General features: G+C 73.0%; 22 protein-coding genes. 5 read left to right on the forward strand and 17 right to left on the reverse strand.

The genetic code is table 11. From position 1 onward, the window contains the following. Positions 1-15: 15 nt before the first annotated feature. The 5 genes from ACN28A_RS32380 to ACN28A_RS32400 all read right to left on the reverse strand — a co-directional run bounded on the left by ACN28A_RS32380 (position 16) and on the right by ACN28A_RS32400 (position 4469). Complete coding sequence (locus ACN28A_RS32380; RefSeq protein WP_421401842.1) at positions 16-741, reverse strand: SAM-dependent methyltransferase; 726 nt, start codon at positions 739-741, stop codon at positions 16-18. 71 nt (positions 742-812) lie between these two features. After that, on the reverse strand, positions 813-1139 hold the full coding sequence (locus tag ACN28A_RS32385) for a DUF6510 family protein (RefSeq protein WP_421401844.1): 327 nt from the start codon (positions 1137-1139) through the stop codon (positions 813-815). A 27-nt stretch (positions 1140-1166) separates the two neighbouring features. After that, entirely contained in the window at positions 1167-1898 is a 732-nt protein-coding gene (locus ACN28A_RS32390) for a ferredoxin reductase (protein WP_421401847.1), read from the reverse strand. After that, positions 1898-2488, reverse strand: coding sequence for a molybdopterin-dependent oxidoreductase (locus tag ACN28A_RS32395; protein WP_421404759.1), 591 nt, complete (start codon positions 2486-2488; stop codon positions 1898-1900). Before ACN28A_RS32395 ends, ACN28A_RS32390 begins: the two co-directional genes overlap by 1 nt. 79 nt (positions 2489-2567) lie before the next feature. Beyond that, positions 2568-4469, reverse strand: coding sequence for a glycosyltransferase (locus tag ACN28A_RS32400; protein WP_421401849.1), 1902 nt, complete (start codon positions 4467-4469; stop codon positions 2568-2570). A gap of 180 nt (positions 4470-4649) precedes the next feature. Between ACN28A_RS32400 and ACN28A_RS32405 the strand changes: the two genes are divergently transcribed. After that, positions 4650-5822 carry a CaiB/BaiF CoA transferase family protein gene (locus ACN28A_RS32405; RefSeq protein ID WP_421401851.1) on the forward strand — a complete coding sequence of 391 codons (1173 nt, stop codon included), beginning with the start codon at positions 4650-4652 and terminating at the stop codon, positions 5820-5822. 386 nt (positions 5823-6208) lie between these two features. Here the strand turns inward: ACN28A_RS32405 and ACN28A_RS32410 are convergent, their stop codons facing one another. After that, positions 6209-7114, reverse strand: coding sequence for a sulfotransferase domain-containing protein (locus ACN28A_RS32410; RefSeq protein ID WP_421401854.1), 906 nt, complete (start codon positions 7112-7114; stop codon positions 6209-6211). A 143-nt stretch (positions 7115-7257) separates the two neighbouring features. Between ACN28A_RS32410 and ACN28A_RS32415 the strand changes: the two genes are divergently transcribed. Continuing rightward, positions 7258-7563 carry a DUF2795 domain-containing protein gene (locus ACN28A_RS32415; RefSeq protein WP_421401857.1) on the forward strand — a complete coding sequence of 102 codons (306 nt, stop codon included), beginning with the start codon at positions 7258-7260 and terminating at the stop codon, positions 7561-7563. 16 nt (positions 7564-7579) lie between these two features. Then, positions 7580-8230 (forward strand): DUF1345 domain-containing protein, encoded by a 651-nt coding sequence (locus ACN28A_RS32420; protein ID WP_421401859.1) that lies wholly within the window; start codon positions 7580-7582, stop codon positions 8228-8230. A gap of 274 nt (positions 8231-8504) precedes the next feature. Here ACN28A_RS32420 and ACN28A_RS32425 read toward each other — a convergent pair whose 3' ends face one another. Together ACN28A_RS32425 and ACN28A_RS32430 are read right to left on the reverse strand one after the other, a co-directional pair. After that, on the reverse strand, positions 8505-9173 hold the full coding sequence (locus ACN28A_RS32425; protein WP_421401861.1) for a hypothetical protein: 669 nt from the start codon (positions 9171-9173) through the stop codon (positions 8505-8507). Between the two features lie 146 nt (positions 9174-9319). Further along, complete coding sequence (locus ACN28A_RS32430) at positions 9320-10285, reverse strand: pirin family protein (RefSeq protein ID WP_421404761.1); 966 nt, start codon at positions 10283-10285, stop codon at positions 9320-9322. A 153-nt stretch (positions 10286-10438) separates the two neighbouring features. Here ACN28A_RS32430 and ACN28A_RS32435 point away from each other — a divergent pair, with 153 nt between their 5' ends. Beyond that, positions 10439-11395, forward strand: a complete 957-nt coding sequence (locus tag ACN28A_RS32435; protein WP_421401863.1) for a zinc-binding dehydrogenase — start codon at positions 10439-10441, stop codon at positions 11393-11395. Between the two features lie 72 nt (positions 11396-11467). On the opposite strand, the gene ACN28A_RS32440 is transcribed toward ACN28A_RS32435, so the two are convergent. After that, complete coding sequence (locus ACN28A_RS32440; RefSeq protein WP_421401866.1) at positions 11468-12022, reverse strand: class I SAM-dependent methyltransferase; 555 nt, start codon at positions 12020-12022, stop codon at positions 11468-11470. A gap of 28 nt (positions 12023-12050) precedes the next feature. On the opposite strand from ACN28A_RS32440, the gene ACN28A_RS32445 reads away from it, so the two are divergent. Beyond that, positions 12051-12524, forward strand: a complete 474-nt coding sequence (locus tag ACN28A_RS32445; RefSeq protein WP_421401868.1) for a MerR family transcriptional regulator — start codon at positions 12051-12053, stop codon at positions 12522-12524. A 163-nt stretch (positions 12525-12687) separates the two neighbouring features. Here ACN28A_RS32445 and ACN28A_RS32450 read toward each other — a convergent pair whose 3' ends face one another. The 8 genes from ACN28A_RS32450 to egtC all read right to left on the reverse strand — a co-directional run bounded on the left by ACN28A_RS32450 (position 12688) and on the right by egtC (position 21521). Next, positions 12688-13380: a hypothetical protein gene (locus tag ACN28A_RS32450; RefSeq protein ID WP_421401870.1), complete on the reverse strand. Its 693-nt coding sequence runs from the start codon at positions 13378-13380 to the stop codon at positions 12688-12690. 89 nt (positions 13381-13469) lie between these two features. Then, positions 13470-15254 carry a DUF4012 domain-containing protein gene (locus ACN28A_RS32455; protein WP_421401872.1) on the reverse strand — a complete coding sequence of 595 codons (1785 nt, stop codon included), beginning with the start codon at positions 15252-15254 and terminating at the stop codon, positions 13470-13472. Positions 15255-15434: 180 nt separating this feature from the next. After that, positions 15435-16682: a glycosyltransferase family 4 protein gene (locus tag ACN28A_RS32460; RefSeq protein WP_421401874.1), complete on the reverse strand. Its 1248-nt coding sequence runs from the start codon at positions 16680-16682 to the stop codon at positions 15435-15437. A 40-nt stretch (positions 16683-16722) separates the two neighbouring features. Then, positions 16723-18198 (reverse strand): polysaccharide biosynthesis tyrosine autokinase, encoded by a 1476-nt coding sequence (locus tag ACN28A_RS32465; protein ID WP_421401875.1) that lies wholly within the window; start codon positions 18196-18198, stop codon positions 16723-16725. A gap of 291 nt (positions 18199-18489) precedes the next feature. Beyond that, positions 18490-18705, reverse strand: coding sequence for a hypothetical protein (locus ACN28A_RS32470; RefSeq protein ID WP_421401877.1), 216 nt, complete (start codon positions 18703-18705; stop codon positions 18490-18492). 98 nt (positions 18706-18803) lie between these two features. Further along, positions 18804-19391, reverse strand: a complete 588-nt coding sequence (locus ACN28A_RS32475; RefSeq protein ID WP_421401880.1) for a TMEM165/GDT1 family protein — start codon at positions 19389-19391, stop codon at positions 18804-18806. A gap of 286 nt (positions 19392-19677) precedes the next feature. After that, complete coding sequence (gene egtD, locus ACN28A_RS32480) at positions 19678-20643, reverse strand: L-histidine N(alpha)-methyltransferase (protein ID WP_421401882.1); 966 nt, start codon at positions 20641-20643, stop codon at positions 19678-19680. Positions 20644-20759: 116 nt separating this feature from the next. Continuing rightward, positions 20760-21521, reverse strand: coding sequence for an ergothioneine biosynthesis protein EgtC (gene egtC / locus ACN28A_RS32485; protein WP_421401885.1), 762 nt, complete (start codon positions 21519-21521; stop codon positions 20760-20762). Between the last annotated feature and the right edge of the window lie 24 nt (positions 21522-21545).

Genomic DNA, 21545 nt, shown 5'->3' on the forward strand with positions numbered 1-21545 from the left:
ACCGACACCCGCGGCTCAGCGGGACAGCACGAAGTAGCCGAGGCCGAGCAGTCCACGGTAGACGGTCAGGTACTCCCGCAGCCGGCTGTCGAGTTCGGCGCGTACGTCGGCGGCCCGTGCATGGTCCGGGTGTGCCAGCAGCCACTCCTCGCGGCCGGCCCGCCAGGTGCTCTCGAAGTCGTCCCACTCCCGCTGGTCCGTGGTGGAGAGGTGCAACACCCGCCAGCCGGTGTCCCGGACCAGCTCCACCAGGTCGGGCAGGCCGAGCACGTCGGCACCGAAGATCTCCACCGCCTCGGCCGAGGGCGTCCGCTCCCAGAAGCCGTCGCCGAAGAGCAGCCGACCCCCGGGCCGGACCAGGCCGGCGAGGGCCGCCAGTGCGGCCGCCGTACCGCCGAGTGCGTGTGCCGAGCCGAGGCAGAGCACCCGGTCGGCCGGTTGCCGCCAGGTGGCCGCCGCCTGGCGTACGAAGCTGACGTGCCCGAGGCCCCGCTCCCGGGCCGCCCGCCGGCCCCGCTCCAGGGCGTCGGCGTCGGTGTCCACGCCGACGCCGAGCGCCGGTCCGCTGCCGGCGACGGCCCGCAGTAGCAGCTCGCCCCAGCCGCAGCCGAGGTCGAGCACGGACCCGCCGGCCGGAATGTCGAGCCGTTCCAGCAGCAGGTCGGCATGCTGCTCCGACAGCGGTGTGTTCCAGCGCATCCGGGTGTAGCGCCGAGCGGCTGGATCGTCGACGGGATCCACGGTGGGAAGCTACCAACCGATGATCTTCCGCCGCACGCGGTTATCCCGCACGACAGCGGCAGCGGCAGCGGCTACATCGCCGTCGGGCCCGGCATCATCGCCGGTTCGGCCGGCATCGGGATCTGTAGGAAGGTCGTGCCGCGCATGTCCAGCCAGGCGGCACTCGGGGTACGCACCAGCCGGAGCATCACCTGCTCGCAGCCGGGACAGCGGGCGACCACCCCCGGTGCGTTGGCGTAGACCCGCAGCGAAGCCATCGGACCGGTCCGGCCGCAGGAGGCGCACCGACCGGTCGCGGTGGTCAGGTCCACCGCGAACACGTCCCGCATCGGTCCGGCCAGCACGTTGCCGTCCAGGTACTCCATCCGGCCCGAATCGGGTCCGAGCTGCTCGGTCATCCCGCCTCCAACTGCTCTTGACGGTTCTCAGCCGGTCGGACCGAACCGTTCGGTCTTGATCCGTCGGGGTTCGTGCCCGAGTGCGACCAGGACGTCCGAGACCGCCTCGACGAAGCCGGTCGGGCCGCAGACGAAGTTGACCGGTTCGAGCTGTGCCGGCCAGCCGTGGGTGTTCAGATCGGCGACGGCGATCCGGTGCGGCTGGGCGGAGAGCCCTTCCGGCACCTTCCGGGTGTAGACGTACGCGACGTCCAGGCCCCGGTCGTCCCGGACCCGCCGGCGCAGCTCGTCGGCGAAGTAGACGTCCTGATCGGAGCGGACCGAGTAGACCAGCCGGAACGGCACCCGGCTCTCCGCCTCCCGGCGGGCCCGGATCATCGCCATCAGCGGTGCGATGCCGGAGCCGCCGCCGACCAGCAGCACCGGCGCGGGATCGGTCGCCCGCCAGACGAAGTACCCGCCGACCGGGCCGCGGACCTCGATCCGGTCGCCTACCGACAGGCCGTCGAGCAGGTACGGCGAGACCTCTCCGTCGGTCACCCGCTGGACGGTCACCTCGACCCGGTTCCCGTCGGCCGGTGCCGAGATCGAGTAGCTGCGTGCCGCCTGGTAGCCGTCCTCGGCGGTCAGCCGGAGGTCGACGTGCTGGCCGGGCAGGTGCCCCGGCCAGTCCGGCACCTCCAGCACCAACGTGCCGGCCGTGGCGGTCTCGTCCCGGCGGTCGGCCAACCGGCCGACCCACCAGCCGGTCCGCTTCATCAGTCTCCCTGGTACCGCTGTTCGCGCCATGGGTCACCGTAATCGTGATAGCCGGCGGTTTCCCAGAAACCGGGCTCGTCGGTCAGGCCGAGGTGGATGCCGCGCACCCACTTCGCGGACTTCCAGAAGTACAGGTGCGGCACCAGCAGCCGGGCCGGACCGCCGTGCTCGGCCGGCAGGTCGGCACCGTCATAGCGGTGCACTATCCACGCCTGCCCGTCCCGCAGGTCGTCGAGCGGCAGGTTCGTCGTGTAGCCGCCGTACGAGTGCACGAGCGCGTAGTCGGCCGCGGTGTCGACGCTTTCCAGCAGGGTGTCCAGCGAGACGCCCTCCCAGTCGGTGCCGAGCTTCGACCAGTGGGTGACGCAGTGGATGTCCACCGTCGGCGTCTCGGTGGGCAGCGCCCACATCTCGTCCCAGCTCCACCGGAACTCGGCACCGGTCTCGTTGGTGATCACGAATTCCCAGTCGGTCGGCGACACCCGGGGAGTGGGGCCGGCGGAGAGCACGGGAAAGTCCTCGGTCAGGTACTGCCCCGGCGGCAGGTTCGGCCCGGACTGCCGACGTCGGCCCTGGAAGCCTGGTGACACGATGCCCACCCGCTAGTCCTACCACCTCCGACCGCACCGCAGGTTACAACCGGGGATATCCGGGCGACCACGGCGGCCGTCAGGACCGCTCCGGTTGGCCGGCCGCCGGTCCCGTGCGCTGGTCCGGGGCCGGACGGCTGGGCGCCGGACCGGCGTCGTCCAGCACCTCGGCGGGCAGCCCCGGCCAGTGCGCGACGGCGTTGTCGAGGAAGTACTCCTCGCCCGGGTCCCAGGTGTGCCCGGTGCCCCGCCGGTGGTAGACGTAGCCGAGCGGATGGGTCCGGTAGATCCCGCCGCCGTCCCGGCGTACCCGGTCCAACAGTCCGAAGTCGACGGAGCGGGGCACCGGTCGCCAGCCGCCGACCGCCGCCAGGTCACCCCGGGCGATAAGCATCGTGCCGCCGGCCACCACCGCACAGTCGGACTCGGCGCTGCCGGACGGCCGGCGCAGCGTCACGCCCCGGTTCTCCAGGTACACGAACTCGGAACCCTTGCCCACAAGCGTCGCCCCGGAGTAGTGCCGGGCCAGCACCAGATCCCAGACGTGCTCGGCGGCATAGCTGTCGTCGTCGTCGAACTTGCCGACCAGGGTGCCCCGGGCCCGCCCGGTGGCGGCACCGAGCGCCGTACCGAAGCTGGCGTCGGCGGGCACCCGGACGATCTCGTACGGTCGGCCGGAGCCGGCGAGCGCGGCCCGGACCGGTTCCGGCAGTTCCACGCCGTGCAGGCAGAGCACGATCTCCAGTTCCGGGTACGTCTGCCCAAGCAGCATCCGGACCGCCTCCGGCAGCCGTTCGGGGCGCCGGGTCGACAGTACGGCGCTTACCGACGGCACCGGACCGAGCCCGGGAAACACCGTCGAGGCGAGCCGGGGCAGGGCGATTCCGGCCGCGTGCCCGCGCAGCGCTGCCCGCCGCTGCCGGACGCTGCGCGCCTCCAGCGCCAACGTCCCGCTCTCCGGCAGCGGCGCGGCCAGCACTGCCCGCAACTCCGGGGCGATCAGCGCGGCGACCCGCGGCGGCAACGCCGGTACGGAGAGCACCGCGCCGGTCGTCGCGAGCTGGACCAGCAGCGCGGCCACCGGCACCGGCTCGGCGTCCGGCACCTCCGGGCAGTCGACCACGCCGGTCCGGCGCAGCGCGGCGAGCACCGGCGCGGTCAGTCCGGGCCCGTCCAGCGGGTACGCCCCGGCCCGGCGGCGCGCGGCCGGCACGAAGTCGAGGCGTATCCGGGGCGCGTCCGGGTGGTGGCAGTCGGGCCGCCGGCCGCGCGGGTTGACCCGCAGCGCGTCGACCAGCACCACCGGGGCCGCCCCGGGCGGCTCGACTCCGTGCCGGCTGGTGAACCAGCCGACCGCGTAACCGGACGGGTCGGCTGGCTCGATCCCGTGCCGACTGGTGAACCAGCCGACAGTGCGCCCGGACGGGCCGGATGACGGGGTCGTGCCGACCGACGCCCGCAGCAGCACGTCATGCGACCGGATCTCGGGTCTGCCGGCCAGCTCGCCCGACAGCACCGTCCCAGCCGACCCCAGGTACGCCGGCAGCGTCGCCAGACTGGTCATGTCCGGTCCGGCCGGGGCCGGCAGCGGCCGGGCCGGAGCCAGCGCGGCCAGCGCCGCCCGCAGTACCTCGCGCAGCTGCACCGGCCGGGCGAGCCTGACGGTGACGACGGCGACCCCCCGGCCCCGACGAGGCAGCGCCACCCGGTGCCGGCACAGGTGCTCCAACGCCCCGATCCCGCCCGACCAGCCCCGCCGGGGCGCCCGCCAGTACGCCAGCAGGACCATCGCGCCGCTGGTCGGCAGCAGGGAGACGGGACGGGCCAGCAGGTCCCGGAGCCGGTCGGTGGAGCCGGCGACGACCAGCACCCTGGGTACGCCGGGGATGCGCAGCACGCGCAGCCCGACCAGACGGCCGAACCGCTCCGCCCGGCCGGGCGCAGGTGCGCCGACCAACCGCCAGTGACCAAGCGCCTTCACGCCGTGACGATAAGCCCAGCCGCTGACGAGAGCCGGCAACCGCGCCGCGCCGGGGCCGTGATCGGGGCAACCGCCCCCTGTCATGCCTGTGGGCGGGCCGGCAGCCATCCCCCGCCACGTCCGTGGTCGGCGGACGTTCTCCGGCGGCCGGGAGGGGATGGTGTGGCCTATCGTGCACGGATGATCGCACCTCCATCTGCCGGAGCCGGGCCACTGGCCGGCGTCCGGATCGTCGAGCTGGCCGGGATCGGTCCCGGTCCGTTCGCCGCGATGGTCCTCGCCGACCTGGGCGCCGAGGTGGTCCGGGTCGACCGGGTCACCGAGGTCCGGCCGGAACGCTTCGGCACCCCGCACCCCGATCTGCTGAACCGGGGCCGCCGGTCGCTCGCCGCCGACCTGAAGACGCCGGAGGGCCGGCAGGTGGTGCTGGACCTGGTCCGTTCCGCCGACGTGCTGATCGAGGGTTTCCGGCCCGGAGTCACCGAGCGGCTCGGGCTGGGTCCGGACGACTGCCTGGCGCGCAACCCCCGGCTCGTCTACGGCCGGATGACAGGCTGGGGACAGGACGGGCCGAACGCCGGGTACGCCGGGCACGACATCGACTACCTGGCCCTGACCGGCGTACTGCACGGGATCGGCCGTCCCGGCGAGCGACCGGTACCGCCGATGAACCTCGTCGGCGACTTCGGCGGCGGCGGCATGCTGCTGGCCCTCGGCGTGGTCTGCGCGCTCTTCGCCGTCCGGGGCGGCGGCACCGGGCAGGTGGTCGACGCGGCAATGGTGGACGGGGTGTCGCTGCTCGCCACGATGATCCATTCACTGCGCGGGACGGGCCTGTGGGGTGACGACCGTGGCCGGAACATCTTCGACGGCGGCGCACCGTTCTACGACACCTACGAGTGTGCCGACGGCAGGCACCTCGCGGTGGGGGCGGTGGAGCCGCAGTTCTACGCCGAACTCGTCCGGCTGACCGGATTCCCGCTGCCGCCGGACGAGGCGCTGGACCGGACCGATCCGGCGAACTGGCCGGCGCTGCACCGGGCCTGGGCCCGGCTGTTCCGCACCCGCACCCGGGACGAGTGGGCCGCACTGCTGGAGCACACCGACGCCTGCGTGGTGCCGGTACTCGACTGGCGCGAGGCGCCCCGCCATCCGCATCTCGCCGCCCGGGAGGTCTTCGTGAACCACGCCGGAGCCGAGCAGCCGGCCCCGGCGCCCCGGTTCAGCCGTACGCCGGGGGCGATCCGCCGACCGCCGCCGCAGCCCGGCGAACACACCGACGAACTGCTGGCCGAACTCGGGCTCGACGCCGCCCGGATCAGTGAACTCCGCGCAACCGGCGCCGTGGCCTGAGACGTAGCCCTGACTCGGTAACCCTGACTCGTCCGCTGCCGGTAGATGTCTCGAGCGCCGACTGTCGAGCTGGGCGCACGGATGAGACACCCGGCGCCGCTCGCGCCTCGCCCGGGGCGGGTGCACAAACGGGGCAGCTCGACAGTCTCGCCACCAGACACTGGCTTGCTGGCTTGCTGGCTTGGTGGCTTGCTGGCTTGGTGGCCTGCTGGCTTGGTCGCCGCCGTCGCCCGGCTGCCCCCACCGCGCGGCCGGGAGCAGTCCGCACGGCGCGGCCGGGAGCAGTCCGCACCGCGCGGCCGGGAGCAGTCCGCACCGCGCGGCCGGGAGCAGTCCGCACCGCGCGGCCGGAAGCAGTCCGCACCGCGCGGCCGGGATCGGTGCCGCTACGGCTGGTCGGCGTCCTCGCGGTGCAGCCAGGCGACCAGGTCCGGCGGCCCGAGCGTGGCCAGCCTGCGCCGGTAGTGCGCCAGTTCACCGGGGCGCAGCAGTTCCCGGCCCGCACCGGTGCCGCCGCGCCGGAAGAAGGCCGCCCGACTTCTGAGCACCCCGGACCGGTCCGGCGCCAGCTCCGCGGCGCGGTCCCGCATCCGGGTGAAGCCGGCCGCCTCGACCAGCGCCGGCCAGCGCTGCTCCGGCACCTCGATGCCGAGCCACCGGGCGATCCGGCGCATCTGTCCGGAAAGGTCCGCCGACAGGTCGGCGTAGTGCACCAGCAGCACGTTCGCCCGGTGTCGGCGGGCCCAGGCGTCGGTGAGATGCCACAGCACCCCCGGCAGGGAGTCGAGTTCGTCGGCCGGAGTCGCCTGGTGGTCGATCCAGGAGAGCAGCCACTCCCGGACCGGCGGGCGTACCCGGGGCGGGCCGGTCGGTGCGGGCTGACCGGTGAGCCGCGCGACCCGCTCCCGGTCCAGGTTGCCGCTCTGGTGATAGAGCGACACCGCCATGTCCAGCGGCTCCCGGGCCACCACGAGATAGCGGGCACGCTCGTCGATCGGGATGCCGTCCAGCGGGGTGTGTGTCTTGACGAACCGGCGGTGCGGCTGCGCCTGGAGCGCGGCGACGACCTCGTCCCGGGGCTCACCCAGCCAGTCGAACCAGGGTGACAGCCCGGCCAGCGGCGCCGGCAGCTCCGGCCGTTGGAAGACCAGCAGCGCGCAGATCATCTGCATCCAGGTGGTGCCGCTCTTCGAGCGGGTGCTGATCACGATGTCACCCGGGCGGAACGGAAAGTCGATCCAGCGGCCGCTGTCCTCGTCGCCGGACCGGTACCGGACGGGTGTTTCGCGCATCCCGCCGACGATACCGGGCGGGCCGATCGAACGGCGCCGGCCAGGATGCGACCCGACGCCGGGCGGGACTCCACCCGGCGGCCGGGCGGGGTGGAGAACCTCGTCAGGCGTGAGGGCACGTACAACGGGTATCCGGCCGGCCGGTGAACCGGACGACCGGCGAGGAGCGGGATCCCATGGTGACCAACGCGGACGTACTGCGGTATCTGAAGTCGATGGACTTTCCGGCACCGAAGGAGGACATCGTCCGGGAGGCAGAACGCGCGGGTGCACCCCGCGAGGTGCTCCAGGCGCTGCGCGGGATGCCGCCGGTCGACTACCAGAACACCGAGGAGGTGGCCCGGTCCGCCAAGACCGACCTGGCCCCGGACGCCAGCCCGGCGGAGCTGGCCGCCAAGACCCGTGACCGGACGCACCAGCGGGTCGCCCGGCACATGCGCCAGATCTGACCTGCCCGGTCCGCAGATGCGGGGCAGACCCTGGTACGACCCGCCCCGGGCCTCGATCCAGATGGCCGTGATCACGCTGGTCGGGCTCGGTGTCGGCGTACCGGGCACACTTGTGCTGTCGCCGCTGCTCGGACCGGTGATCGGCTGGGACGCGGCGGCGGTGACCTACCTGGTGTGGGCCTGGGCGGTGCTGTGGTACCGCGACCCCGGGCAGACCGCCGAGCTGGCCGTCCGGGAGGACCCGAGTCGCCCGGTACGCGACGCGGTGCTGCTCGGGGCCGGCCTGGCCAGCCTGTTGGCGATCGGCATCCTGCTCGTCACCGACCACGAGGTCCGGGGCCTCGACCGGGAACTGCACATCGGACTCGGCATCGTCAGCGTGCTGCTCTCCTGGACCGTCGTGCACACCGTCTTCGCCGCCCGGTACGCCCGGCTCTACTACACGGGCGACGACGGCGGGGTGGACTTCCACGACGACGAGCCGCCGAGGTACACCGACTTCGCGTACCTTTCGTTCACCATCGGGATGACGTTCCAGGTCTCCGACACCGACCTGACCAGCAAGACGATGCGGATGACGGCGCTCGGACACGCGCTGCTGTCGTACCTGTTCGGCGCGGTCATCATCGCGGCGACCATCAACCTGCTGGCCGGGTTGGCGCGCTGAGCAGTGGTCGGCAGCACGCGGAGCCCGAGGCACCGGACGGCGTGGGCGAAGCACCGGACGGGGCGCCCGACGACCACGCGCTGTGCACGTATGCCGGGCGCCACGTCCGCCAGTACTCCGGTGAGGCCACACGTCCGAACCGGACTCGCTCACCGGATCGCGGGAGCCGGCCCGAACCGGGCTGGCTGACGCCGCGCACCCATCCTACGATCCGGGATGGACCGTTCGGCCAGTAATCCGGGAAACTGTGCGGAAAGGCACGTTGGTTAGCTGCTCAAGGGGCGATTTCGTGGTATCTGTCCTCGAGATCGATCCTCGCCAGGGTACCCACCAGCCAGGCGAGTTTCTCCGACTCCCCGCCGCCGGACAGGCTGGCCAGGTCGGCGGCGGAGCGTCCGAGTCCGAGCCGGCGGGCGGCGGCGAGGGCACGCCGGTCGGCTACCGGGGCGGTCTCCGCCCACAACGCCTGGACCTCGCGCAGGAACAGCTCGACGACCTCGGTGTCCACGCCCGGCAACTCCGCGAGCAGTGCCCGCTCGCGCGCCGGTGCGTGCTTCGCGGCCGACCGCAGCCGGCGCAGGTCACCCCGGTAGCGGGTGACAAGCGTCTCGGCCAGTTCGCCCAGCAGGCCGGCCATCCGTTCGGCGTCGCCGCCCCGGCCGTGCTCGCGCAGCACCGCCGCCCGCGCCTCCGGACGGGACCGGGCCATCCGGGCCGCGCTCTCCCAGCCCGCGTCCCGGAGCGCCCGGGCCGGCCCGACCACCCGCCGCAGGTCAGCGGTTCGACGCAACAGGACCGCGAGGCAGAGCACCTGGAACAGGTTGGCCGGATTGTTCGTGACCTGGAAGCCGTACTCCTCGGCGAAGCCGCGGTTGCCCGCCACCAGCCGGCGGACCATCCGCTTGCGGTCCTCGACGCTCGCCGTCGCCGTCGTCGTCGCCATGCCGGCGACTACCCACGACAGGTCCGGCCAAAGCTTCCCGGCTCCGCGGTTTTCCACCACCGGCCGCTGCGCCGGTCCACCGACCGCCCGACCAACCGCCCGGCGATGCGGCAGACCGACCGGCGGCCGGCGGTGGCGCGTCCCGGTCAGCCGACCGTACGTCCGTGCCGGTCGCGGCTCTTCAGCCGGGTGGTCGGCATCGGCGGGGCGGGCAGCGGGTCCGAGTCGTCGCCGTGTACCCGGCCGAACCGGAGGCTGCCGGCCGCCCAGTCCGCGCGGGCCTCGGCGATCTCCTCGTGCGAACGTCCGACGAAGTTCCACCACATCACCAGCGCGTCGTCGAACGGCTCGCCGCCGAGCAGCATCAGCCGGGTCGGGCCGGTCGCCCGCAGCGCCAGTTCCCGACGGCCGGAGCCGAGATAGAGCAGCGAACCCGGGCTCAGCGCGACCCCGTCGACCTCGGCGGCGCCGGACATCACCAGCAGGCCGTGCTCGAAGCCGGCGGTCAGCGGCAGCCGGGCCGGGCCGCCCCCGGGCAGCCAGAGTTGCGCGCCGAGCAGCGGCGAGTGCACCACCGCAGGCGAGCGGACCCCGGCCAGCTCCCCGACGAGTACGGTCACCGAGTGGTCCGGTTCGGTAAGCACCGGAAGGTCGGCGTGGTGGGCGAAGCCGGGCGGGCCGGACCGGGCGGCGTCCGGCAGCGCCACCCACAGTTGCAGGCCGTGCAGGGTGGGCGGATGTTCGGGCGGCGAGTACTCCGCGTGTGCGATGCCGTGTCCCGAGGTCATCACGTTGAGCTGGCCGGGCCGGATGAGCTGGTCGTTGCCGAGACTGTCCAGGTGCCGGATCTCGCCGTGGACCAACCAGGTAACCGTCTGCAGCCCGGTGTGCGGGTGTGGGCCGATCCCCATGCCGGGCCGGTTCGCCACGTCGTCCGGGCCGAAGTGGTCGACGAAGCACCAGGCGCCGATGGTGCGCAGCTGTCGCTGTGGCAACAGCCGGCGCACCGTGGTGTAGCGGCCCAGCGGCACGTCGTGACCGGGCAGCAGCAGGTTGGTCGGCTCGGTGTCGGCGCCCGCCCCCGTGCCCGGTGGCAGCGTCTCCCCCGGCATCGGCTCGGTGATGCTCACCGGTCGAGCCTACGCCGCACGGCGGGGCCGCCGGACTCGCTCCCGACACCGGTCCAACGGGCGCCGGGTTGACCTCGACCGTGGTCGAGGTTGTTCACTGGCCGTGACGGTGCCGGTGGGCCGGAGGGAGTTGCGATGCGGGCGGTGTGGCTGCGGGAGTTCGGCGGGCCGGAGCGCCTGGTGGCGGCTGAGACCCCCGACCCGGTCGCCGGGCCGGGACAGGTGGTGGTGGCCGTCGAGTTCGCCAACATCACCTTCGTGGAGACCCAGTCGCGCGCCGGCACCGGCCCGTTCCCGATGCGGTTGCCGACGATCCCCGGCAACGGTGTCGGCGGCGTGGTGGCCGAGGTCGGCCCGGACGTCGACCCGGCGCTGCGGGGCCGCCGGGTGGTCAGCGGCACGGGCGGGTCGGGCGGTTACGCCGAACGCGCGGCGGTTCCCGCCGACGGGCTGATCGACGTGCCGGACGGGCTGCCGCTGGAGCACGCGGTGGCGTTGCTGGCGGACGGGCGTACCGCGCTGCTGCTGCTGGAGACCGCCGAGCCCCGCCCCGGGGAGCGGGTACTGGTCGAGGCGGCGGCCGGCGGCGTCGGCAGCCTGCTGGTGCAACTGGCCCGTACGGCGGGTGCCACCGTGGTGGCCGCCGCCGGTGGCGACCGGAAGCTGGAGTTGGCCCGGGAACTCGGCGCGGACCTCGCGGTCGACTACTCGGCACCCGGCTGGGCGGAGCGGGTCCGGGGCGGGGTCGGCGGGCTCGACGTCGTCTTCGACGGCGTGGGCGGCGCGCTGGGCCGGTCGGCGTTCGACCTGCTCGAACGGGGTGGGCGCATGGTCACTTTCGGTCTGGCCAGCGGGAGCTGGACGGAGATCCCGGACGAGGTCGCGAAGGAACGGGGGGCGGCCGTCGTGCGGTCGCTGGCCCGGTCACCGGAACAGTTGCGGGAGCTGTCCCGCCGTGCGCTGGCCGAGGCGGCGGCAGGCCGGCTGCGTCCGGTGATCGGGCAGCGGTTCCCGCTGGATCGGGCGGCCGACGCGCACGCGGCCATCCAGTCCCGCCGGACGCTGGGCAAGACGCTGTTGGAGGTCGGTTGACCGCCGCCACCCCGCCGTCAGCCCGCCGTCAGCCCTCTCGATCAGGCCGGGCGACACGCGCAAGCCGCTCGCTCAGGCCGGGCGACGCGCGGCGAGCCGTTCGATGAGGCCGAGCCGGAGCCGGTCCCGGGCCTCGGCCACGAAGCCGAGTCGCAGGGCCAGGTCGGCGGGACGCCCGCTCAGCCAGCGCCGTTCCGCGTGGTCGAGCAGCAGCAACCGGCCGCCCGGCCGGAGTACCCGGCGCATCTCGGCCAGTGCCGCGTGCCGGTCGGCGACCGCGCAGACCCCCAGGGTGCAGACCACCGTGTCGAAGGTCGCGTCGGGGAAGGGCAGTCGCTCCGCCACACCCTCCCGCAACTCGACCCGCCGGCCGAGCACCGCCGCCCGGTGCCGGGCCGCCGTCAGCATGTTCGGGCTCAGGTCGATGCCGACAAGTTCGACGTCGTCGTCGTACCGGGAGAGGTTGCGACCGGTGCCGACCGCGACCTCCAGCGTCCGTCCCCGGGCCCGCGCGCAGATCCACTCCCGGCTGTCGCCGATCGTCAGCCGCTCCATCCGGTCGCCGGCCCTGTCGTAGCTCGCGGCCCGCCGGTCCCAGGCCCGGCGGGCGTTCTCTCGCTTGACCATGGGGCCTACTCTGCATGTTAATGTCAACATGAAGTCAAGTCCCGATCCGGCCGAAGAGGCCGGTGCCGACCACACCGAGCTGACCATCGGCGAGTTGGCCGCCCGGTTCGGGCTGGCCACGCACGTGCTGCGGCACTGGGAGTCCGTCGGACTGCTCACGCCGGGCCGGCGGGTCAACGGCCGACGCCGCTACAGCACCCCGCACCTCACCCGGGTGGCGCTCATCATGCGCGGCCGCGAGGTCGGCATCGGCCTCGACCAGCTCCGGCTGATGCTCGGCGCCGAGGACGGCGCGGACCGTCGGGCGGTGCTCCAGCGGCACCGCGACGAACTGGACCGCCGGATCGCCGTCGCCACCGCCTCCCGGGACCTGATCGACCACGCGTTGGACTGCCCGGTGGCGGACTTCCTCCAGTGCCCCGACTTCCAACGACTGGTCCAGGGACCCGGCTGCCGAATCGACTCCGGGTCGGCACAGCCGACACCACCCCGGCCGGCATAGCCGGGGCCTGGCGCGGCCGGGCCGGTCGGAACCGAATCGGACCGGGCCAGCCTGGGAGCGCCCGGGGAGCGGCACCGGGTACGGACGCGGGCGCCTGCCGGACGAGTAGCTCGTCCGGCAGGCGCCCGTCACCGCGTCAGTCGACGCCGCGCTGCCGCGGTCGTCAGCCGACCGGGCTCAACACCCGGGACCGGCCACGCCTACGGGCCTTGGCCCGCCATGCGAATGCCACCAGGACCAGCAGTACGCCGACGGCCAACAGCGTCGCGCCGAGGGTGATCTGCGAGCCCGTGCTGCTGCCCGTGACCGGCAGTGGGTGCGGGGGTTGCTTCCGCAGAACGGTGACCGTGGTGCTCGCCGTCCGACCGGTGACAAGCCCGCGTGCCGTGATGGTCAGCTGACCCGAGCGGCAGAACTGGACCCGGAACTGGAAGTTGCCGGTCACGTTGGCCCGGACCGTGATGACCCGAGGGTCGCGGTACACGTTCGGCACCCGGCGGCAGACGTTGTGCCGGCCATCCTTGCCGTCCTTGTCATCCTTGCCGTCCTTGCGCAGCATGGCACCGACTCCGCCGGAGTTCGGTGCGGCGTTCGGCTGGGTGCCGAGCACCGGAGCGGCGAGCGGAGCGAACGTGAAGGTGACCTGGACGGGTTCGTTCCCGCCGAACCCGCTGCCGAAGACCGTGAACACCTCCCCCACCACCACGGTCGAGGCGCTGGTGGTCAGCGTGGGTGGCTGGGGCGGGTACGGCGGCTGTGGCAGTGGTTGTGCCTGTGCGGGCGAGCCCGCGACGGCGAACGTGCCCACCATGGCGAGCATCGCCATGGCTGAGCCGATGATGCGGGATAGCCGCATGACGGAACCTCTCTCTACTGATCGCATGACGTTCGTTTCGAATCGCATGTCGTGTTCACTTCGAATGGCTGGCCCGCTTTGACGTGTGCCTATCGGCCACACGCCGGTGCGGAACCGACCCGGGTGGTCCATGGAGTGACGCCGGGAGTGAGCCACAACCCGACCTCGCCGCTGCTCCTGGGCGGGGTCAGCAGGCTTACCTCCAGTACGCGGGTACGTCCCGGTCCGATGTCGACGGATGTCACGCCGACCTGGCGCCCCCGCTCGACGCCACCACCCATCGGGACCGGCCGGCCGTCGAGCCGGGCGTTCAACGGTGAGCCGCGTACCGGGCTGAACACCGAGACCAGCACCCGGATGGTGTACGGGTCGCCGGACATCGCCAGTCCTCGGACGCTCTCGCTGAGCCCGGAGGCCGGGGCGGAGGAGCGCAGGGTGAGCCGGAGCTGGAGTTCGCGGCTGCCGTCGTCGCGACAGTCGCCGACGCCGAGTTCGGCGGAACGGTGCAGGTAGTAACCGAGCTTGGCGCCGCTGCCGTCGTTGAGGAAGACGCCGACGTTGCTCACCGTCTCCCGCTCCGGCAGTACGCCGGCCAACCGGGTGTCGACGATCTCACGCTGTTCGTCCGGGTGGGCGCTCCAGAACAACAGCCGGCGTTCGGTGACGGCCTGGTCGACCGCCTGGGCCACCGCCTGCGGATTCAGCGTTCGCTTCAGCAGGGCGTCGAAGACCGCCCGTGCGGACGCGGCGAAGTACCGGTCCTGCTGGGCCGGCTTCTCGATCCGTTGGTAGGTGTCGGAGAGCAGCGCTCGGACCACCGTCGGCCCGGTGAGTTTCGGGTAGCCGGGCACCGCTACCGGTCCGGTCGCCTTGAGCAGGTAGGAGAGGGCGACCGGGTCGGTGGCCAGTACGCCGTCGACGGTGCCGCCGACGACCCGGAGGTACATCTCCCGGAAGAGCCTGGCCGCGGTCGGGAAGTGCGGAGTCAGGTTCACGTCCGCCGGATAGATCCCGAGCAGGTCGGTGTAGAGCGCCCGCTGTTGCTTGGTCAGCGGTACCACCGGTCGCCGGAAGGTGTTCAGGTCGGTGGCGGCGCCCTGCCGGACCAGCTTCACCTCGCCCTTCTCGGCCCGGACGACCGCGAAGGCACCGAATATCCCGCCGGTGGCCCGAGGTTCGGCAAGGTTCTGGAAGAGCACCAGGTAGGTCCGCGGGTGGTCGGCGCCGAGCAGGGTGGGCAGCAGGGTCGCGGCACGCCGGGCGACGCCGGTTGCCGCGGCCAATCGGTTCAGTTCGACCCGCAGCCGGGTCACCGCCTGCTCGACCGAGGGAACCAGGTCTCCGCTCGGCAGGCCGGCGATCCGGTCGCGTACTTCGCGTACCGCGGTGTCGGCCTCGACCAGGCTCGGCAGCGTGCCGCGCAGGGCGGTCAGGTCGAGCCGTCCCTCGCTGGGCAGCAGTGTCCGGGGGTTCAGCTCGACCAGGGCCGGGAACGCCCGCCGGGCGAGTTCGTCGAGCCCGGCCGCCAGCTCCCGGACCGCCGACATGCTCGGGCCGCCGTACGGCGCGGAGCTGGCGGCCCGCCAGCCGACGTCACCGGTCCGGGACCGGGCGGCGGCGGTCTGCTGTTGCAGCGCCTCCAGGGTGCGGCGGGCCTGTGCGGTCTCGCCGTCCAGCACCTGCCGGCTGAGGTCCTGGGCGAGGCTGGCGGCGTTCTCCAGATGTCCCCTGGCCTGCCAGCCGCGCAGCCCGAGCCAGCCGCCGAGCAGGGCCAGCAGGCAGCCCACGACGAGCGTGGTGAGCAGGATTCGGCGGAGGTTGCGCCGAACCGCCCGGCGACTCCTCGTCCGCCGCACCGGGGACTGCTCCCCCACCGCCACCACCGCTTTCGGTCAACTCGGATGAACCGGGCAGAATGCTATTTGTGTCCTATATCTCTATAGCACGCCCGAGAGTTCGCTGTTCGCTTTTCAACGCCGTTATGGTGCTACAAGCTTTTTATGGTGAAGAAGCCTCGCAAACAGGCCGGTACCACCCCGGAGAGCGCCGGCCGATCAGCGCCACCGTCGTCGGCCGGCCGCCTCGGCCAGCATCTGCTCCATCTGGTCGACACCGGCGCGCAACGACATCCGGGACAGGTAGCTGTCCCGGGCCCGCTGGGCCATCTCCGCCCGAGCGGTGTTCGGGATGAGCGCGGCCAGGGCGAACCGGTCGGCCAGCGCCTGCCAGTCCTCCGGCGGGCAGGAGAGGCCGGCTCGGGCCCGCTCCACCAGGTCGACGGTGTCCCCGCTGGCAGAGGCCACCACCGGCGCCCCGGCCGAGAGCGCCGCCTGCAGCTTCGCCGGCACCGACCCGCGCAGCACCGGAAGATCGCGCAGCATGACCAGTTGGTATTCGGCTGCGGCGTAGAGGTCGGCCATCTCGGCCGGTGGCCGCCAGCCGAGGAACCGGACGTTCGTCGCGCCGAGCTCCTCGGCGAGCCGCCGGGTCTGCCCCTCCTCCGGCCCGGAGCCGACGAGTACGAGGTCGAGGTCGACCTTGCCGTTGACCGCCGCGGCGGCCCGGACCGCCGTGTCGACCCGTTGGAACGGACCCATCGTGCCGGCGTGCATCACGGTGGTGTGCCCGCGGTGTCCGATCGCCCGCCGGGCCGCCGGAGTGGTTCCCATCGGCCGGAACAGCCGCTCGTCGGTCCAGTTGAGCACCACCCGCACCCGCTCCGGGTCGGCACCCCGCTCGATCACCACGTCCCGCATCGAGGGCGAGATCACCGCGATCCCGGCCGCCGACCGGTAGATGGTCCGCATCGTCCGGTCCAGCAACCCCCGGGTGAACCCGCCCTGGGCTTCCCGACCCGACTCCCCGGCCGGCGGCGTCACCGCCTCCGGCCAGATGTCCTGCACGTGCACCACCGCCGGTACCCGGCGCAGCATCCGGAGCAGGGCCGCCGCCGCGTAGGCACCGGCCGGCGGGAAGTAGACGTAGAGCGCGTCCACCCCGGCGAGGAAGCCGGGCGCGGCCAGGGCGCTGCTCAGCGCGTACGTGAGCTGTCGGGCCGCGCGCCGGGCCGCCGTACCGTCGTGGCTGGCGTACGCCGGCACCCGTCGGATGGTGATCCCGCCGTCCTCGCTGCGGTGCCGCCACCCCTGCCGGTAGCCGGGATAGACCTGGCCGGTCGGATAGTTCGGGAACCCGGTGAGCACCCGCACCTCGTGACCGCGGGCGGCCAGTTCCTCGGCCAGGCAGCCCGGTATGAACGCCGGCTCCGGCGGGAACCAGTACGAGATAACGCCGATCTTCATTTCTCATCCCCCGATCACCCCGCGACCGGGCGAGCCCGCGTCATCGCGGTACCCGGTCGAGCTCCTCCGTCTTGTCCGCGACCGCGGCGGCCACGGTGCCGTTCTGGGGGACCCGGGCCGGTACGGCAGCAGGCGGCTCCTCCGTCCGGGCGGTGCGGACCGTCTCCGCCGGGGCACCGCGCCGGTACGCCCGGTACTGCTCGACGTCGACCCGGTTCTCCTTGGACATGTTCAACACACAGCCGAGCACCCGGGCGGAGACCGAGTGCAGCGCCTGGGCGGCGGCGGCGGTCTGCGCGCTCGGGGTCCTGCCCTGCCGGGCCACCAGCAGCGCGCCGTCGGCCTGCACCGCGACCACCACGCCGTCGGTGAAGGCCAGCAGCGGCGGGGTGTCGATGATGACGATGTCGGTCAGCTCACGCAGCGAGAGCAGCAGGTCGGCCATGGCCTTCGAACCGAGCAGCTCGCTCGGGTTCGGCGGCACCGAGCCGGCGGGCAGGACGAGCAGGGACTTGTCACCCCACGGTTGCAGTACGTCCTCGACCGCTACCTCGCCGATGAGCACGTCGGTCAGGCCGGCGCCGGAGCCGAGCCCGAGGTAGCCGGCGACCCGGGGATGGCGCAGATCCGCGTCGACGAGCAGCACCTGCCAGCCCGCCTCGGCCAGCGTGATCGCCAGGTTGGCGGCGAGCGTCGACTTGCCCTCGGCCTGCACCGCACTTGTCACCGCGATCACCCGGGCCGGCTCCTGGGCGTCCACGAACCGCAGGTTGGTGCGGAGCTTACGCATCGCCTCGGCCCGGGCGGTCTGGGCGGCGGGACCGACGATAAGCGGGCTCGACCGGGCCTGCCCGTCGTACGGGATGCTGCCGAGCAGCGGCGCCGAGGCGACCTTCTCCAGCGCCTCGCCGTTCTGCAGGGTGGTGTCGGTCAGCCTGCGCAGCAGGGCGAGCGCGATGCCCAGCATCAGGCCGAGCGCGCCGGCCAGCACGAGGTTGCGGACCGGGCGTGGCGAGACCGGCTGGGCCTCCACCCGGGGACCGCCGACCACCTCGATCTTGATCGCCGGGTCCTTGACGCCGGGTGGTGTCTCGATGGCCTGCACCAACCGGATGAAGTGCTTCGCCAGCGCCTCGGTGATCCGCAGGGCCCTGGTCTGGTCGCTGTCGGTGACGGTGGCTGCCAGCAGCACCGTCTCCGCCTCGACCCGCGCGCTGACCCGGGAACGTACCCCGTCCGCGGTGAGCCCGATCCGCTCCTCCGCGACGACGCTCTGGGCCAGCCGGTCACTGGTCAGTAGGTCGACGTAGGACTTGACCCGCTGCTGGAGGAGGAAGTTTCCCTGGTACGCGTTGACCGTGCCGGAGCCGGCCGTGACGAAGAACGTCACCGACGAGGCGTACTGCGGGGTCGCCCGTACCGTGACGAACCCGGCTGCGCCCAGCGCCGCCATCACGGTCACCACCACCACCCACCAGCGTTGACGCAGTGCGCGCAGGTAAGTCTGCAGATCCATCAGCCCCGGCCTTCCGTCTCAGCACCATCCGGTCGGGGTGCAAAAGACCTTCATTTGATCGGAAAACGTGCGACAGTATGAAAAGACCCCACTTGTCGCAGACAGTTCCTACCGAATGTAGATGACTGAACGCCCTGAGTAGCGTCAGTCCCGCACAATCCTGTCGACAAGTACCACCGGGGTTCCCCCACCGTGGGGTCCGCGCACCCCTGCGCAGCAGAGCCGCGGTACCCGGAGAACGCCGACGGCGCCGACCCCGGGGCGGGGTCGGCGCCGTCGGCGGTGCCGCGACTAACGCGACGGGGACCCGGGCCTGCCGTCGTCCGCGTCGTCCACCTGGTCCGAGTCGGCGAGCGCCTCCCGGAACTCGCGCGACAGGTCCGAGCCGGGGACCGCCACCTCCTCGGCCTCCTCCTCGACCGCGTCGCGCTTGTGCGGCCGTTCCGGCTCGGGCAGCGTCACGTCGCCGGCGAACCCGTACTCGTTCGGCTCATCGTGCCTGGTCATGCAGTGATCCTCCGTTCGGGCCGCCGGCCGACCCGCCCGACCGCCGGCCACCGGGACGGCTACCCGGATCCCGGCCCTCCCACACCCGCCAGCGCTCGTCAGGTCAGTTGGTGGACCGCGTCCACCAACAGCCACACGCCGCAGATCCCGAACAGCACGGTGGCGCCGTACCGGATGGTCCGCTCCGGCAGGCGGCGGCCGAGCACCCGGCCGAGGATGATGGCCAGCGCGTCGGCCGCGACCATCCCGACGGTGGAGCCGAGCCAGGTGCCGAACCAGCCGTACCGGGTGGCCAGGGTGATCGTCGCGAGCATGGTCTTGTCGCCGAGTTCGGCCAGGAAGAACGCGATCGAGACGGCGATGATCGCGGAACGGCGGGTCCGTTCCGCCCTGCGCCGCTCCTCCTCGGTGAGCGAGTCGCCGCGCAGCGTCCAGATCCCGAAGCCCAGGAAGGCCAGCCCGGCCACCAGGGCGATCCACCCCGTCGGCAGCACGGAGCCGAAACCGACGCCGAGGGCGACCGAGGCCAGGTGGACGACGGAGGTCGCCACCGTGATGCCGATGATCACCGGTAGCGCCCTGAACCGGGTGGCGAAGGTGAGCGCCATCAACTGCGACTTGTCGCCCAACTCGGCCACGAAGATGACGCCGAAGCTGATTGCCAGGGCGGTGTCGAAGTCCTCCATGTCACCCTTTCCCGGTCGACGCCGGGCGAGGGTGTGGGCGACCTCGACCCGGCATTGCTGCCTGAGTCGAAGGTCTCGCCCGCCCCACCTGAGGTGAGGCCGCGTGGCCGGGTGCACGAACACGCGTGCACCAGTGTGTCGACCACGACGTTGGGAGCTACTCCCCTTCGCTGCCGACGAGCCTACCCGAGCGGGTCGGCGGCGGCGAACGGCCCACCCTCGTGCCGCCGGTGACGGCGACGGTGTGCGTCGGCGTCGGCAACGGCGTCGGCGTCGGCGGTGGTGCTCAGCCGGCCTGGGCGAGCGTGACCGCGAACAGACCGTCGCCGTCGGTCCACCGGACCTGTCCGGTGAAACCGGCGGCAGCCAGCTCCGCGTCGATGTCCGCCGGCCGGAACTTCGCCGAGATCTCGGTGCGCAGCTCCTCCCCCTCGGCGAAGGCCAGGTCGAGGTCGAGGACCCGGACCCGCATCGGGCGGCGGGCCCGCAGCCGCATCTCGATCCAGCGTTCGTCCGGGTCCCAGAGCGCGACGTGGTCGAACCCGTCCACCTCGAAATCCGCACCCAACTCGCGGTTGAGCACCCGCAGCACGTTGCGGTTGAACTCGGCGGTGACCCCGGCCGCGTCGTCGTACGCCGGTACCAGCACGCCGGGGTCCTTGACCAGGTCGGTGCCGAGCAGCAGCCAGTCGCCCCGCTCCAGTGCCGCGCGGAGTGCGGCCAGGAAGCCGGCCCGCTCGGCCGGCAGCAGGTTGCCGATGGTGCCGCCGAGGAAGGCCACCAGCCGCCGGCCACCGGTGGGCAGCCGGTCCAGGTGCCGGGTGAAGTCACCGACGATGCCGCGTACCCGCAGCCCCGGGTACGCGGCGGCGATCTCCGCGGTCGACTGCTCCAGCGCGCTGACCGAGACGTCCAGCGGTACGAAAGTGCCCAGGCTGCCCCGGGCGGTCAGCGCGTCGAGCAGCAGGCGGGTCTTCTCCGACGAACCCGAGCCCAGCTCGATCAGGGTCTTCGCCTCGGTGATCCGGGCGATCTCCCCGGCCCGGGCGGCCAGCACGGCCCGCTCGGCCCGGGTCGGATAGTACTCGGGCAACCGGGTGATCTCCTCGAAGAGCTCGCTGCCCCGGGCGTCGTAGAACCACTTCGGTGGCAGCCAACGGGGGCTGGCGCCGAGCCCGGTACGGACGTCCGTCCGCAGCGCCCGGTCCAGCTCCCCCGCCTCCAGGTAGATCTCCAACGGATCCGCGGTCACCCTGCACTCCCCTCCCTCGACACTGCCGCCCCGGGCGGCGGTCCTGCCTCCGGGCAGACCCAGCTCTCCGGGTCCGGCCGGTCTTCCTTGCGGTCACCCCGCTTCCAGCTACCGCCTCACCTGTCGTCCGCCGGCCGTGCGCCGGTCGGGACGAGGTCGAGTCGGTCGGCGGTGGCCACCGCGAGGTGGCCGTCCGGGACCGGTCGCCAGCCCGGTCCCTCGTCCAGCGGCTCGGAGCTGACCAGCACCGACCCGCCGGTGGCCCGGACCGACAGCGCGTGCCCGCCGGCGCTCGCCACCACCAGACGACCGTCGGTGAGCAGCAGGTTCAGCCGGGAGCCGGGAGCCGCGGCCGCCACCTCCCGGACGGTCCGTCCGACCGACTCGGCCGGGTCGGCCCCGGCCCGCAACCGGTGCCGGACCAGGGCCCAGAGCAGGGCCGCGTCGGTCGGGGCGTCCAGGGTGAGCAGGTCCCGGGTCGGCAGCCCGGCGGCCAGGCTCGCCACCGAGTCCGGCCAGCCGGCCACCACCCCGTTCAGGCTGAACAGCCACCGTCCCTCGCCGAACGGGGCGGCGGCGGTCTCCACCACCGGCATGCCGACGGTGGCCGAGCGCACCGCCGCCAGTACCGCGCCGGCCGAGGTCGCGGCGGCCAGCGCCGGCAGGGCGGCGTCGGACCAGATCGGGGTGGCCCGCCGGTAGCGCACCGGCGGGCCGTCCCCGGGATACCAGCCGAGGCCGAAGCCGTCGGCGTTGACCGTGCCGCCGCCGCGCATGTCCCGGGGCGCCCAGGACTGCCGCGCCAGCGAGTGCGGCGGGTCGAACAGCAGCGCGGCCAGCGGCAGTGCCGGGCCGAGATAGGCGAGGTGTCGGCACATCAGCGGACCCCGTCCCGCCCGGAG

The sequence above is a fragment of the Plantactinospora sp. WMMB782 genome, assembly GCF_049179135.1.
Lineage (GTDB): Bacteria > Actinomycetota > Actinomycetes > Mycobacteriales > Micromonosporaceae > Plantactinospora.